The organism is Planctopirus hydrillae, assembly GCF_001707835.1.
GTDB lineage: Bacteria > Planctomycetota > Planctomycetia > Planctomycetales > Planctomycetaceae > Planctopirus > Planctopirus hydrillae.
Map to the genome: position 1 here is coordinate 509,169 of NZ_LYDR01000063.1, position 15,025 is coordinate 524,193.

The window sequence follows — 15,025 nt, forward strand, 5'->3', positions numbered from 1 at the left end:
AGCGAAGTCCCTCATTGTCAGTTGGAGCAATTTCCAGAGGCCAGCTCATGTTTTGCCAACAGATACTGGTCGATATCTGAAGTTTTGAGTGCTGTCAGAACTTTCTGCAGGCAACTCTGCTGTCGCAAGGTGACGGGAATCATGACGTCTGGTGCAGGGCCACGACGCATGAGTCGACGCGCCAGTATGTCCAGCAGTGGCATAATGCCTTGAGATGTCACTGTCGAAATGGGCAGGGCGTCTGGCCATTGTTGCAACACGTCGCGGTCCATGGGGAGATCGCACTTGTTGAGGAGCACCACCACATCGCGAAACTGGCGGGAAAGCTGTACGTCAGCCATTTGCAATGATTGACTAGCATCGACCACATAAATCACCAGATCCGCCTGCCCGGCAGTGGCCATCGTCTTCTGGATACCTTCCGCTTCGAGCGGGTCTTCACTTTCGCGAACACCTGCGGTATCGGCCAGATGAACCAGCCAGCCACCGATCGCAGTCGAAGCCCGTACAATATCGCGCGTGGTCCCGGGTTGATCAATCACGATAGAACGCTCGTATCCCAGCAGTCGATTGATCAGGCTCGATTTTCCGGCATTGGGCAAACCCACAATCGATACCACCCAGCCTTCTGTCAGACGTCGACCAGTCTCCCACCATTTGAGACTCAACTCCACTGATCGGATCGCTTCATTTCGCGATTGGTCATCTGCGGGCCAATTAATATCTGCCGCGAATTCCGGGAGTTTTTCGAGACTGTGGGCCAGAATCAATTGAGCCGATCTGACAGTCACGGCCCGAGTGAGCACCTCTGTGCATTCGGCAACCAGATAGTTTTTGCGGGAGGCCAGTTGCTGCTGCCACGACTGCACAATTACGCCAACTCCCTGCAGCGAAGTCAAAAGGTTTTCGACCGCAGCAGTTCCTCCATGGCAGGAGATTTCCAGAACATCCTTTTCAATCTGAGTCAGGACAACCCCTTCAACATGTCCCAATCCCCAGTGGCCATAATGCACACTTTTCTCGGGAAGACTGGTCCAGTTGACCTGCCCGGCCGAGTGAAACAATTGTTGGGCCGATGAACTCAGACGACTTAAATCGCCATAAACGCGAACCAGCGCAATCGCAGAACGTCCAGCCGGTGACCACTGTGCTGCGGTAATCGGCATGGCACTCATTTTTTGAGAACCGAGCTGGACAACATTCTGCTGCCTGCCCTCGGCGAGCGGTGCCTGATGTGAGCGTTCCTGGTTCACGAAAACTCCCATCCTGTGTAGAAACGAGGCTCATCCCGTAGTAAGGCAGGGCACGCGAACATCATGTTGGTTACTGAATCGTTTGCTTCGAGAATAACAACTCAGATTAAAACAGCCCTGCTTTGGGGCGAGGAGAGTTATTTTCAGATCTCATCAAATCTTCTGAAGAAAGTTGTTCAGTGCCGCGGCCTGGATCAACATCAACTTGTGTATCATCAACTTGTGTATCAAAAGGTGCCTCCGGCTCTGTGGCTGGAACACGGCTCAAGGCAACCACTGTGCCATCTGACGACATCGGCGGAGCCTTCTCGAGGCTGGAATCCAAGGTACTTTTAATGATGGAATCGACGGGAATGGCCTCTGGCCCGGATCCTTTCAGTTGCGACTGCAGCATCTCAACTTTCGATTCAGCATTCTCCAGAATTTCGCTGCAAACCCGATACAGATGAATGCCCCGCTCAAACCCTTGAAGAGCGTCATTCAGTGGTAACTGGCCTTCATCCAACTGATCAACAATCCCTTGAAGTTCCTCAAGGGCCTCTTCAAAAGAGGGGCCTTCCGTTGATGATGACGATTTTTTGCGAGCCATGTTCATCCTGTCGATTCCGAGGGATTCCATCTGATTTCAAGTGTAACAACCCAACGGAAAAATCAGAGTGACTGATGCTTGAATGCATGATCTCATCACGTTTTAGTTCTTAACTTTCAGGTGGAATCTGCCGACCTTGAGGGTCCTGATCAGGTCGCATCAGATCGTTCGAAAGCTCATGACGCAGTTCCGAAGAAATGTAATGTTCCGCTCGGCTGGCATTATCGTGCCATTGCTCAGGGCGCAAACCCAATCTCTGAGCCAGAAATGTCTCCCAGAGTCGATGTGCACGCACAATCTGCCGCCCTCCCTGACGGCCAATCTCAGTCAGCACATAATGATGATCTTCGTAGGACATGGCTCCTCTCCTGATCAATTGCCGACTGGCGGCCCAGATTCTCCAGGCGGGCTGTCCGGTTGATTCCGCCACGAGAGAAGACAGATCTTTCGTCGAAACCTGTCGACCGGCCTCTTCTAGTCGATAGAGGACCGCCAGCAGGTCTTCTTCAGCAATTCGCATCTGGGTACGCATCTGCTGACCCAGCCGGCTTAACGCTCCATATTCAGGACTCAACAGGAGTGCCAGCAGCAGGTATCCACTGGCCACCAGCACCATCATGCCACTCGTACTGACAGCTTCAATCCCGTCCACACCAATCGAAGCCAGCAGTGGACCAACGAGACTGATCGCCAGGATGTGCCCCATCACAGCCGAAAACAATCCAATTCCCATCGACAGCAGTATCATCGATGGAAAATGGTATGTCAGCAGCCTCGCTGTGGCAGGGGGAATCACCAGCATCCCCAAAACCAGCAGACTTCCCACCGTTTGAAACGCCCCCACAATTGTCACCGCCACCAGCACCGCCAGCAGGAGTTGAACACGGGAAGCGGCAATTCCTATCGACTCGGCAAATACGGTATCAAACGTCGAGATCAGCAGTTCTTTGTAAAAGAGCCATAGACAGGTCAGATTGAGAACCAAAGTCACCAGGGCCACAACAACACCAATGGGCAGACTGGTTCCTGCAAAAGTCTCAACGACGGCAACCTCCAGATTGCCAAACACAATACAAGCCGGATCGAGATGAATTCGATCGGCCAGTGTTCTTAACAGCAGCAGGCCCACAGCAAACAATGTGGTAAAAACAATGCCCAAAGCGGTATCTGCGTGGATCGTTCGCAATCTCTTCAACTGCTCAATCAGGATGGAAGCCAATATTCCTGAGACTGCAGCTCCCGCCAAAAGAATGACCACACTCCAGCCACTTCCGGCTGGTAATAATCCACTCAAGAGAAATGCCACGACGACGCCCGGCAAAGCGGCATGACTTACACCATCGGCCAGCAAAGACTGCCTGCGCAAAACCAGAAATGAGCCGGGAATAGCACAAGCCATGGCCACCAATGCAGCCATCACCACCATCCAGGTATCAATCAGGCACCAGGTGGAAAGCGCCTGCAGAATTTGTGTCAGTAACTCCATGGATTCAATTCATGTCACAATCAAGGTTGGCAATGTCGTCACTGGTGCCATTAAGGAGCAACTTCACGAACTGAAGTTGCTTCCAGGGGATGGGGGCTGCGAATGACCCCTTGCCCAAAGTCAATTCGAAGCAGAATTTTCAGTTCATCAACCGTATGTGGCCCGAGGGCATGTTCCAGTAAGTCGGCAGTACGATCACCTTGAGCGGGAGGAAATTCAGCATGCTCAATCAAATACAATTCCAGCAGGCGATGCCGCAAAACAACAGCTTTCGCTTTCTGCCAGCCCAGTTCGGTCATTCGCCATTGACCCGCACTATCGATTCTTAAGTAGCCTCGATTCACTGCCAGTTGTTTGAGAAGCGAAAGATCTTTCGTGGGTATTGATTTCGGGAAGCAAACCGCCTGATTCAACCAGAATTCGTCCGGGGCGACGGTCAATGGATGAACACCACTCAAACGATTGTCCAACGCCAGTTGAGGTAAGTCTGCGTGACCAGTTTGTGCCGGAGCCATTGTTGCTGATTGGAGTTTCGCCGTTGCCGCTTCGAATTCTTCGTAGGTACTTCGCAACAGGTCGTCCAGTAACTGCTCCTGCTTCAACAATCGCTGACTCCACCACTGGTAGATGAAGCCATGTGACGAACCAAAACAGACACTGATTGCAAAAAACATGGTGGCACAGAGGACAATCGCCGGCCCTGTCGGAACGTACTCCAGTTGACCACTGATCAGTGTTCCCAGCCCAGCAGATACCATCCCCAGCACTACGGAAACCGGGATCATCAGTCCCAGTCGATCCGACCAGAAGCGTGCCGCTGCAGCGGGTGTCACCATCAATGCCACCACCAGTAAAAAACCCACCATCGGCAGAGCCAGCACACAAATGGCAGCTGTCATTCCAGTCAGCAACGTATCCAGCAAAGCGACAGGCAGCCCCTGAGCAATGGCAAATTCCCGATCAAAAGCGATCAGCAGCAATTCTTTTCGTAACAGCAGACAGACAATCACGACGATCCCTGCCAACCCACCCAGCAGGAGCACATCGGTACTCGAAAGAGCAGCCGCTCTTCCAAAGAGCAGTCCTTCAAGTCCAGCGGCATTTCCTGAAGGAACCTGCTGAATGATCGAGAAGAAGACAACGCCCAGTGCGAGAAATCCACCCAGTGGAATGCCAAAAGCCGCTTCTCCCCAGAGTGGTTTGACCTGCTGCAGTGCAAAACAGATCAGGACGGCAACCCCCGAAGCAAACATCGATCCACCGACCAGCCAGGGAAGTGTGCCTGCTTTCTCGGGGGCCAGCCATAATCCCAAAAGGAACGCCATCGCCACACCGGGTAAAGCGGCATGGCTGATCACATCACTCAGCAGAACCTGACGCCGCAACGTCAAGAAAACGCCCATCAATCCGCACGACGCCCCTAAGAGCATTGTGCCCGAAAGCACCAGCAGAGCGTTGTAACTCATGGAAAACATCGTCTTGAAAATCACCGTTCTGGCTGAAGCAAAATCAAAGAACTGATCGATCAACTGGAATTGATCCCATGGGACTCAATCGCCTCGAAATTCTAACTGGTCACGGATTGTCTCGCTGACATCCGCTGGCCAACAGCATCCAGGATGGAAAGCTGACCACCGTACGTCGCCTTCAGATTTTGAGGCGTCAGCACCTCGGAAACCGTTCCTGCGGCAATCAGCCGCAGGTTCAGTAACAGCACTTCGTCAAAATATTCCGAGACAGTCTGCAGATCATGATGCACGACAATCGTCGTCTTGCCTCGATCTCTCAATGCCTGCAACATGGAGACAATCGACTGCTCTGTCGTGGCATCGACGGCAGCAAACGGCTCATCCATCAGATAAAGGTCGGCATCCTGAGCCAGGGCTCTGGCAAGAAACACACGCTGCTGCTGGCCTCCGGAAAGTTGCCCAATCTGACGTCTGGCCACGTCTCCCAGACCCACCTGTTCGAGAGCAGCCAGCGCTGTGTTTTTGGCGTCACGATTCACAGAGCGAAACCACCCCACGCGTCCGTAACAACCCATGGCCGCCACTTCGAGGGCACTGATCGGGAAGTCCCAGTCGACACTGGATCGCTGCGGGACATAGGCCACTCTTTGTCGTACTGCCTGATAAGGCTGGCCAAAAAACAGAGCCTCTCCATTCTGCCTGGGGATCAAACCCAAAGCGGCCTTCAACAGGGTACTTTTGCCAGCCCCATTGGGCCCGACAATTGCGATCAGCTTTTGACTGGGTGAGACATAGTCAACATTCCAGAGTACAGGCTTTCGGCCGTAAGCCACCGTCATATCACGAATGACAAGCGGCGAATCTGGTGGAGAATTCTCGGCATTCATGATCAGCGGTCTACCTCGCACATATTCATCGCCGGGCTCAGGGGTTTGAGCTCAGGGGTTTGAAAAGACCCCGGGAGCTGCTGTGAGTATTGCCAGATGATTGAGTCCAGTGATCGAGGGGAGTTGTTGATCCTCCAAGAATGGACGCCATCTGAAGGGCATTTTCCAGCATCATGCCCACATAGGTATCTGCCGGGGAACCTGGCTCTCCCAAGGCATCTGTATAAAGCGGCCCAGCGAGAATCAGTTCATGCCCCCGAGCCTTGACGCCTTCAACAACCGCCCGCAAACCACGATCATTCACGCTGGATTCTGTAAAAATCGCCGGTAGTTTACGGCTGCAAATGATGTCAACGAGACGATCAATGTCTGCCACGCCTGGTTCAGAATCTGTCGTCACGCCCTGAATCGATTCGACAGGGATGTGATATCTTCTGGAAAAATAGGCAAAGGCATCGTGCGAGGTGACCAGCAATCGCTGAGGTTCCGGGATCGAGGCCACCATTTCCTCGACTGTTTTGTCGAGACGGGCGAGCACGTCGGAAAGTTGGGCTTCTCGCCCAACAATTTCATCCTGAGCCTGTGGAAAAACATCCTTTAAAGTTCGAGCAATCAGCCCCAGAGTTGCTCGCCACAGGCTCACATCCATCCACAAATGAGGATCTGGACGGCCCGAGTGGTCATCGGGATAAATGATCTGGTCTTTGGGGATGTCGCTCGTGATGGCAATTGACGGGCGACCCGGTCGATCCGCTCGCTCGAACAGGGCATCCATTCTCCCTTCAAGATGCAGCCCCGAACTGAAAATCACACGTGCATTCAGCACCTTCAGTAAGTCAGCCCGGGTGGGTCGATACAGGTGTGGATCGACGCCAGGGCGAATCAATGTGGTGACTTCCCCCAGAGAGGGCGGAACCAGTTCACGAACCAGATCACCCACCATTCCCGTAGAAGCCACAAGACTGGCAGGTCGATTGAATGGTGGACTGCTGATCCCTGTCGAACACCCTGAAAGCACCGCCAGCCAGGTGAAAAATTCTCGGCGGGAAAGAGTCGAACGGACGGACATAGCCACTTCACGACGTTTTTGATTAATCAAAACATTATTTTTAATATGCTCAGATACAAGCAGAACGTCAAGTCACATTTTCTGCATCATTGACGTGCAAGAGCTTTCTGCTCCTAATCTTTGGGAAATCCGGAAGGGATAGTCCCCAGACTCTGAAAGAGCTCGACTTTATGATTCCTTACAACCCGCATCGCTGGACAAGCCATTTGTTCGATGTTCGCGGCTCAATGGTCCAGGAGATTCTGGGGAGGGTGGCTGTTTGCGTCCTCTGGTCGACAGTGGTCACCATGGCCCACTACCGATTCCCTGAATGGTTTCGTGGTTTCGAATTTCCAGCCACAGGGCATACTTTACTAGGCGTTGTTGTCGGTCTTCTGTTGGTCTTCCGCACCAATTCTTCCTATGACCGCTTCTGGGAGGGACGGAAACTCTGGGGATCGCTGATTAACGAATCCCGGAATCTGGGCAGGCTCAATCAATCATTACTGCAGTCGACTCCAGAAATTCAGCAGCGTTTGAGTTTATGGACATCCGCCTTTTCGTGGGCCACCATGTATCGGCTGAGAAATGAACGCAGCCTGGGCCCCATTGCTCAAGAACTTCCGCCCGATGATGTGCATGCTGCCATCAGTGCTCTTCATCCCCCGATGTTTGTTGCCGGCCAAATGACGAATCTCGTCAACGAGGCCCACAGAGCGGGGCACATTGACAGCATTCAGCAGGGGTTTTTCGACCATAACATGACGCTGCTGGTGGATTACCTCGGGGGATGTGAGCGAATTCGCAATACCCCTGCGCCTTTTGCGTATACCGTTCATTTGAGGCGAGTTCTGATGGTTTACTGCTTTACTTTACCTCTGGCTCTCGTCAATGACTTTGGCTGGCAGACGATTGTGGCGACCCTCATCATCGCCTACACCATGTTCGGTATTGAAGAAATCGGGGTTGAAATTGAAGATCCGTTCGGAGTCGATTCCAACGACTTGCCTCTCGAAGACTTCTGCCGAACAATTCAGTCCAATCTGGCTGAATTCACGAGTGCCCAACGCTCTGCCACTGAACCAGTTCATGGGCCACTCATTCAAAATTGATTCACAGAGATCCGTCTCGAATTCTATTGTCAGGCGCATTTCGAGACATTCAGAGCCTCGCCGATTGGCGAACTTACCTGCCGAATTATAATTTATTGTTCATCAATCCAGACATTAAGTGCGCTCGCCCGGAAAGGCTGTGGATCGTGACTCATCCGATTTCTCCCGAGCATCTTCATCAAGCACTTCAATGGCGGTATGCGGTCAAAAAATTCGACAGCCATAAGAAAATCCCTGATCGCACGTGGAAGGTTCTCGAGGAGTCTCTCGTTCTCACACCTTCATCTTTTGGCCTGCAGCCCTGGCGCTTTTATGTGGTGACAGATATGACTGTCAAAAGCCAGTTGCCAGCCATCTCGTGGGGACAGACTCAAGTTCGTGATGCGTCGCACATCGTGGTGCTGACCGCAAAAAGCGAACTGACAACAGAAGATGTCGAACGATACATTCATTCCATCTCCACAACGCGGCAGGTTCCTGTTGAATCGCTGGCCGGCCTGAAAAATGTCATCATCAACTCACTTCAGAATCCACCTGCGGGGATGACCGTACGCGAATGGAACATTCGACAGGTCTATATTGCCCTGGGAAATCTGATGACGTCCGCAGCGACCCTGGGCATCGATACCTGCCCGATGGAAGGGATTATTCCTGCCAAATACGACGAGATTCTCGATTGTCGCAAAGATGGCTACGAGACTGTCGTTGTTTGCACACTCGGATATCGTGCTGAAGACGACAAATATGCCGCTGCAGCGAAAGTTCGATATCCCTCAGAACAACTGATCTTTCACATCGAGCAGTAACTCACAACAGCTCACATCTGGATGACCAGAATCGAATCATCCCGCCAGTTAAGTTTCAAATTGGCAAACCTCAAATTGGGCCGCCAGTTGTTGTAAAGGCAGTCGTGGCGTAGCCCCTCGATGACTCGCAACCAGGCCACCCAACGTATTGGCAAATCGAGCAGTTTTTTCGAGTGGCCACTGTTGCAAATGTCCATAGATCAAACCGGCGGAAGTTGCATCGCCAGCACCGACAGTATCGACCACTTGAATCGATTGCCCGCCCACTTTAACCCACTCCCCGCGACGACAGAGACTCAATCCCGCCTTACCCTGAGTCATACAAATCCACTGTAAATCAGGGAATTTCTCAAAGACCAGTTCGGCCGAAGCTTTCTCGAATGTGGTCGATGGAAACCCCTGAGGCGAACTCTCCAGCATGCCCATCAATAGAGGCCACTCATCCTCATTCAGCTTCAAGGCTGACGTCAGTCGCAACGAGGCAACGATCGCCTCACGATCGATATGAGGCGTTCTGAGATTGATATCAAACAGGCGGCAAGCTGCTGGTGATCTTTCACGGGAGACTTCGAGGCAGGACAAGATCGTCTGATGAGAGTGCTTGCCGCGCTGGGCCAACGATCCAAAGCAGATCGACCGGGCTGAGGCACACGCTTCGAGCCAGAGTGGCGACTGCTCAAGAGCATCCCAGGCACAGTCCGGAGTGAAGACATATTTTGCAGACCCGGTTTGATCGAGTTCCACAGTGACGAGGCTCGTCGGTCTGTGAGCATCAACCTGTATCAGATGGGTGGGCAGCCCGATGGATTTGACCTGCTGCAACAGTTCACGTCCCGGGAGATCGTCTCCTATTCGTGTTGCCAGTGCAGCATTCAGCCCGAGTTGCCGGGCATGAAACACCACATTCCCAGGTGCTCCACCCATAACCCGGCCTTCTGGCAAACAATCCCATAACAATTCACCGAGACCAACAAGGTCATAGCTCATGGAGAAACTCCTTTTCGAGAAGTGCAGCACCACCTTGAAGTCGAGGTTGCGGTATCGATAGTATTCAAGCGGATTGGTCTGGCGTGGTTTTCGCCACTCGATTCGATCCGTAACCAGTCACATCCCACTCGTTCTCACCCAAGGTTCTATCATGGGGCTCTTTGACAAACTTCGCGCTGAACTGATCGACATTATCGAGTGGCTGGATGATAACCGCACGACACTGGTCTGGCGATTTCCTCGTTATCAGAACGAAATCAAAAATGGAGCCCAACTGATTGTCAGGCCCGGCCAGATGGCGGTGTTTGTCTATCGCGGGCAGATCGCCGATGTTTTCGAACCTGGAAACTATCAGCTTAAATCCGAGAATCTCCCCATTCTCGGAACTCTTCAAGGGTGGAAATACGGCTTCAACAGTCCATTCCGTTCCGAAGTTTATTTCGTCAGCACCCGGCAGATCACTGATCTCAAATGGGGCACTCAGAACCCCGTGATGCTTCGCGACCCTGAGTTTGGTCCGATTCGTTTACGGGCATTTGGAACTTATGCGCTCAAGGCCATCGATCCGAAGGCGCTGCTCAAAGAACTCGTCGGGACCGATGGCGAAGTCGAAGCCGACGAAATTGGCGAATTGCTCCGCTCGATCATCGTTAACAGCATGTCGACCTTACTTGGTGAAAAGCAGATTGCCGCACTCGATCTGGCTGCCAACTATCGCGGGATGTCGGAAGAGCTGCGCAAAGCGGTTCAAGAACAGATTGATGATGAATACGGCCTGTCGATCCCCAATCTGCAGATCGTCAACATCTCCTTCCCGGAAGCGGTCGAAAAGGCGCTCGATACCCGCAGCAGCATGGGTGTCATTGGAGATATGAACAAGTTCCAACAGTACAAGTTCGGCGAAGCGATGGGAGACGCTGCGAACAATCCGAATGGTGGAGCAGGGGACGGACTGGGCATGGGGATGGGCTTTGCCATGGCCAGTCGCTTTATGAATCAGCCAGGTTATGTGGCCCCCGGAGTCGGTGGCCCGGCCGCTGCAGCGAATGCGGGCAGCCCGCCACCATTACCGGGTGCCGTCCAGTGGCATGTCGCCTTGAATGGCCAATCACTGGGCCCTTACACACCTGCCCAGGTTCAACAAGCCATTCAGACAGGCCAGCTCTCGGCTGAGAGTCTTGTCTGGAGCACAGGTATGGATCAGTGGAAGCCAGCCAGCCAGACACCTCTGGCGAGTTTGTTCCAGAGTGGCCCGCCTCCGCTCCCACCCACTCCTTGATCATCCGGTGCGATTCCAGCTCGCGATGAACTTTGGCATCACTCTCTGTCGAAGACTTTGAAGCAAAGCCACGCACTCAAGGTGCATCAAGCAGTATGTCTGATCCAACGCCGATTACGACTTTCGAGCCCGAACCTGAACCCGAGCGACCAGCGGCTGGAGGGAGCTCACGGGTCATCAATGATGGTCAGGCTCGTGTCTTTCCTTGCAGTCAATGCGGGGCAGATCTCGAATTTCGGATCGGGCATCAGGAGTTGAAATGCCCCTTCTGCGGACACATCGAACAACTCGAAATTCCCGCTGATGTCGCGATCGAGGAGCAGGATCTCGACGCCATGCTCGCGCGACTGCAAGAGCAGCATGCAGACATCGAGACCGCCGAGGGAGAGGTCAACAGTGCCACCGTCGGAGACCAGGAGGTTCACTGCGATGGTTGCGGTGCGAATGTCCTCTTTGTGGGGACACTGACCAGCAGCCGATGCCCTTATTGCGGCAGCCCGATCCAACGCAATGATGTCCATAAGTCGGCCGCGCGCATTCCGGTCGATGGGGTGCTTCCCTTTTTTATCGTTCGAGAAAAGGCCGCCAGTTGTATCGAGCAGTGGGTTCAATCCCGCTGGTTCGCTCCGAACGATTTCAAAAAACTCGGAGCCAAAGGGAAATTCGAAGGCGTTTATCTCCCGTATTTCACTTTCGATGCCATGACCTTTAATCGCTATCAGGGCGAACGTGGCGATCGGTACACCGTTACTGTCGGTACGGGCAAAGATCGACGCACCGAAACCCGCACAAGATGGTCTTACGCTTCCGGTCAGTTCCAGCGATTCTTTGATGATGTGCTGATTCTCGCGATTCGTTCGCAGCGACATGATCTTGCGCAGCATCTGGAACCGTGGCCGCTGGAGAAATGTGTTCCTTTCACCCCCGATGCCATGGCTGGAATTTTTGCCAGAACGTACGACATTCCACTTGATCAATCGTTCGAACTGGGCCAGCAAAGAATGCGGCAAGCCTTAATGGCCGAAACCCGCCAACGGATCGGTGGCGATGAGCAACGTGTCCATGAGTTAAAAACTCAGTTTACGGCACTCACTTTCAAGCATCTTTTATTGCCAGTCTGGTTACTGGCCTACCGTTATCGCGACAAGACATACCCCGTTATGGTGAATGCCGTCACAGGCGAAGTGAGTGGCGATCGCCCTTATAGCTGGATCAAAATTACTCTGGCCATCCTCGCTGCGGCAGCCGCGGCGTTAACTCTGTTTGCATTGACACAAAAGTGATGCAGACCCCTTCAACTGTAAACACCTCGGCCACACGAAGGATGATGGCTGGTGCGGATGTTCCCAGCCTTCTGATCCGTTGGGTGTGCTGCTGGTGGCTCCTCATGATTTTCGCCACCTGGCCTTTGTGGTGGGGAATTCACGCATTCCCAACGATCCCGTATGTGCCTCTGATCGAGAAGTTTTCGCCATGGGTCGATCCTCTCGCAATCATGGCGTTGCTCATTGGTCTGCTGGTGGGAGTTTTCTTTCCTCACCAGAAGACGTGGTGGTGCATCCCTGTCCTGTGCAGTACCTGCTGGCTGGTGCTGGCCAGTCAGCAACGACTGCAGCCCTGGGTCTGGCATGGCGGCTTGATTGTCTTGAGTTGGCTGCTCTTTTCGCCTCGAACTGCGAGCCGCTGGTGGCTCGTGATCCTTGTGACGATTTATATCTGCTCGGGAATCTCGAAACTCGACCTGGCCTTTGCCCATGAACTCGGCCCCACGCTTCTGGGTGGGTTGCTGCAGTCACTGGGGCTGAGCGTGATCTCCCGGCTGTGGTCACCCAAAATCTGGCATACACTCAGTCTGGCTCTCCCCGCTGGTGAACTGCTTGTCGGGATACTCGTTGCCATCCCTCGGACACGCACCGTGGGACTGATCCTGGCGATGATCATGCATGGCCTGCTGATCTCAGCTCTCGGCCCGTGGGGTTTGAATCACAGCACGGGAGTGATTCTGTGGAATATCAGTTGTGCAGGGATCGCTTTGGGTCTGCTGGTACAGCATCGCCAGCAGCAACAAACAGTTTTACAGAGCGATTCACGTTCATCTCAAACTATGAGTCTAAAGACTCCCTTCCGGTTACTTCATTCTTTCCCGGCAAGTGCTCGTCACCTGGTGATGGCAAGTCTCCTGTGGCTCCCTGCGCTACTGGTTCTGTTTGATCTCGGTGCTCCCTGGATGGGCTGGGCGGTCTATTCAATGCGGAGCGAAAAGGTCACGCTTTACCTCACCGAAGACGACCTGCAAAAACTCCCACCATCACTGCAAAAGTGGGTCGAGCCAGGACTCCCCGCAGGCCCCTGTGCCGACCTCGATCATCTCCATCGGCTGGCATTGAATCAGTGGACTCTCAATGAACTCAAAGCTCCCATGCCACCACAAAAATCATATTCCATGGGCGTTATTCAGCACTTGATCGAGGTGAATGCGCTGGAGCGCCCGCTGGTCGCCATTGGCCACCCGGGTTCACGCTGGTCGGCAGCACGAACCTGGAGTTGTCAATAACTCGATCATCGATCTTCCATCAAGACCGTGTCCGCTCAATCGCTTTCTTCCAGCCGGCATACCATGTTTCGCGATGATCGACGCTCATGCGTGGCTCAAAGACTCGATCCACATGCCAGTGATGTGATAAATCGGCCATCTGTGGCCAGAAACCCGAGGCTAATCCCGCCAGATAAGCCGCTCCCAGTGCCGTTGTTTCGAGAATCTGCGGTCGTTGTACGGGAATCCCCAGAATATCGGCTTGCATCTGCATCAGCAGGTTATTGGCGGTCGCCCCGCCATCGACCCGCAGTTCGGGGATCGACAATCCCGAATCGCATGTCATGGCCTCCACCACATCGCGCGTCTGCAATACGATCGACTCTAGGGCCGCCCGGCAGACATGTTCCTTCGTCGCACCGCGCGTCAACCCATAGATTGCTCCTCGAGCTTCGGCATCCCAATACGGGGCTCCCAGCCCCACAAACGCAGGCACCAGGTAGACGCCTCCATTGTCAGAAACTCGACTCGCCAGTTGCTCGCTGTCACTCGCCTGTTGGATAATCTGCAAACCATCTCGCAACCATTGAATAACCGCTCCCGCTGCAAAGATTGCCCCTTCCAGTGCAAAGGTTGTCTTTCCCTGCATGTTCCAGCCGGCAGTCGCCAGCAGGCCATACTTCGAGGGCACAATGGAAGAGCCCGTATTCATCACCACAAAGCAACCAGTCCCATAGGTGTTCTTGACCAGTCCAGGGGTAAAGCATTGCTGGCCGAAGGTAGCCGCCTGCTGGTCGCCCGCGATCCCGGTGATGGGTAACTCCTCGCCAAACCATTTGCGATCCGTCATGCCGAACAGGCCGCTCGATGGCTTCACTTCCGGAAGCATGGCACGAGGTACACGAAAGATTTCCAACAACTCCTGATCCCATGCTCCCTCGTGCAGATTCCACAATAAAGTCCGGCTGGCGTTCGTGACATCGGTCGCATGCACCTGACCTGCAGTCAATCGCCACAACAGAAAGGAATCGACCGTTCCAAAGCACAGATCCCCATTTTCTGCCCGTTGCCGCAGGGCAGGGGATTGATCAAGGATCCACGAAATCTTGGTGGCCGAAAAATAGGGATCGAGCACCAGTCCCGTCTTTTCCCGAATGAGTGGCTCGTGGCCCAAAGCCTTGAGCCGGGCACATTCCGGCGAGGTAATGCGGCTTTGCCACACCACCGCATGAGAGACCGGAACTCCTGTCTGCCGATCCCAGATAATGGTCGTTTCCCGCTGGTTGGTCAGACCAATCGCAGAAACTTCTCTGGCAGCAGCACCCACGGCATCAATCGCCTTACGGGCACTGCTCAACGTCGTCAGCCACAACTGGTTCGGATCCTGCTCGACATGCCCCGGAGAAGGGAAGAGCGGCGTCACCTCTTCCTGCCCCCGTCCCGCCACTTTTCCGTCTCGATCAAACAGTATCGCTCGACTCGAAGTGGTTCCCTGGTCGAGAGCGAGGATGAAATCTGCCTGCTTTCTGAAAGATTTATTCACGCCGCCCAGTTCATTTGCCTGACTTCTAACTGG

The 15,025-nt window shown here is 53.6% G+C and carries 13 protein-coding genes; 5 read left to right on the forward strand and 8 right to left on the reverse strand.

The window, feature by feature from the left end:
• Window positions 1-17: 17 nt before the first annotated feature.
• The 6 genes from A6X21_RS09450 to A6X21_RS09475 form a co-directional block, all read right to left on the reverse strand.
• Window positions 18-1,253 carry a GTPase gene (locus A6X21_RS09450; protein ID WP_165603740.1) on the reverse strand — a complete coding sequence of 412 codons (1,236 nt, stop codon included), beginning with the start codon at window positions 1,251-1,253 and terminating at the stop codon, window positions 18-20.
• 106 nt (window positions 1,254-1,359) lie between these two features.
• On the reverse strand, window positions 1,360-1,842 hold the full coding sequence (gene xseB / locus A6X21_RS25750) for an exodeoxyribonuclease VII small subunit (protein WP_083233510.1): 483 nt from the start codon (window positions 1,840-1,842) through the stop codon (window positions 1,360-1,362).
• Between the two features lie 109 nt (window positions 1,843-1,951).
• Window positions 1,952-3,328, reverse strand: coding sequence for a metal ABC transporter permease (locus tag A6X21_RS09460; protein WP_068847363.1), 1,377 nt, complete (start codon window positions 3,326-3,328; stop codon window positions 1,952-1,954).
• Between the two features lie 50 nt (window positions 3,329-3,378).
• On the reverse strand, window positions 3,379-4,794 hold the full coding sequence (locus tag A6X21_RS09465; RefSeq protein WP_165603741.1) for a metal ABC transporter permease: 1,416 nt from the start codon (window positions 4,792-4,794) through the stop codon (window positions 3,379-3,381).
• Between the two features lie 101 nt (window positions 4,795-4,895).
• A complete protein-coding gene (locus A6X21_RS09470; RefSeq protein ID WP_068847367.1) occupies window positions 4,896-5,684 on the reverse strand; it encodes a metal ABC transporter ATP-binding protein in 789 nt (262 codons plus the stop codon).
• A 37-nt stretch (window positions 5,685-5,721) separates the two neighbouring features.
• Entirely contained in the window at window positions 5,722-6,753 is a 1,032-nt protein-coding gene (locus A6X21_RS09475; protein WP_068847369.1) for a metal ABC transporter solute-binding protein, Zn/Mn family, read from the reverse strand.
• A gap of 170 nt (window positions 6,754-6,923) precedes the next feature.
• Here A6X21_RS09475 and A6X21_RS09480 point away from each other — a divergent pair, with 170 nt between their 5' ends.
• Both A6X21_RS09480 and A6X21_RS09485 read left to right on the forward strand, forming a co-directional pair.
• The gene (locus A6X21_RS09480) at window positions 6,924-7,844 is read left to right on the forward strand and encodes a bestrophin family protein (RefSeq protein ID WP_068847371.1); all 921 of its coding nucleotides are present in this window, start codon (window positions 6,924-6,926) and stop codon (window positions 7,842-7,844) included.
• Window positions 7,845-7,990: 146 nt separating this feature from the next.
• Window positions 7,991-8,650 carry an NAD(P)H-dependent oxidoreductase gene (locus A6X21_RS09485; protein ID WP_083233511.1) on the forward strand — a complete coding sequence of 220 codons (660 nt, stop codon included), beginning with the start codon at window positions 7,991-7,993 and terminating at the stop codon, window positions 8,648-8,650.
• 48 nt (window positions 8,651-8,698) lie between these two features.
• Here A6X21_RS09485 and A6X21_RS09490 read toward each other — a convergent pair whose 3' ends face one another.
• Entirely contained in the window at window positions 8,699-9,637 is a 939-nt protein-coding gene (locus tag A6X21_RS09490) for a carbohydrate kinase family protein (protein WP_068847374.1), read from the reverse strand.
• A 151-nt stretch (window positions 9,638-9,788) separates the two neighbouring features.
• Here A6X21_RS09490 and A6X21_RS09495 point away from each other — a divergent pair, with 151 nt between their 5' ends.
• From A6X21_RS09495 to A6X21_RS09505, 3 genes are all read left to right on the forward strand, one after another.
• Window positions 9,789-10,916 carry an SPFH domain-containing protein gene (locus tag A6X21_RS09495; RefSeq protein WP_068847376.1) on the forward strand — a complete coding sequence of 376 codons (1,128 nt, stop codon included), beginning with the start codon at window positions 9,789-9,791 and terminating at the stop codon, window positions 10,914-10,916.
• A gap of 95 nt (window positions 10,917-11,011) precedes the next feature.
• A complete protein-coding gene (locus A6X21_RS09500) occupies window positions 11,012-12,199 on the forward strand; it encodes a TFIIB-type zinc ribbon-containing protein (RefSeq protein ID WP_068847378.1) in 1,188 nt (395 codons plus the stop codon).
• Window positions 12,200-12,303: 104 nt separating this feature from the next.
• Complete coding sequence (locus A6X21_RS09505) at window positions 12,304-13,470, forward strand: hypothetical protein (protein WP_131818266.1); 1,167 nt, start codon at window positions 12,304-12,306, stop codon at window positions 13,468-13,470.
• Between the two features lie 19 nt (window positions 13,471-13,489).
• Here A6X21_RS09505 and glpK read toward each other — a convergent pair whose 3' ends face one another.
• The gene (gene glpK / locus A6X21_RS09510; protein ID WP_068847533.1) at window positions 13,490-14,992 is read right to left on the reverse strand and encodes a glycerol kinase GlpK; all 1,503 of its coding nucleotides are present in this window, start codon (window positions 14,990-14,992) and stop codon (window positions 13,490-13,492) included.
• Between the last annotated feature and the right edge of the window lie 33 nt (window positions 14,993-15,025).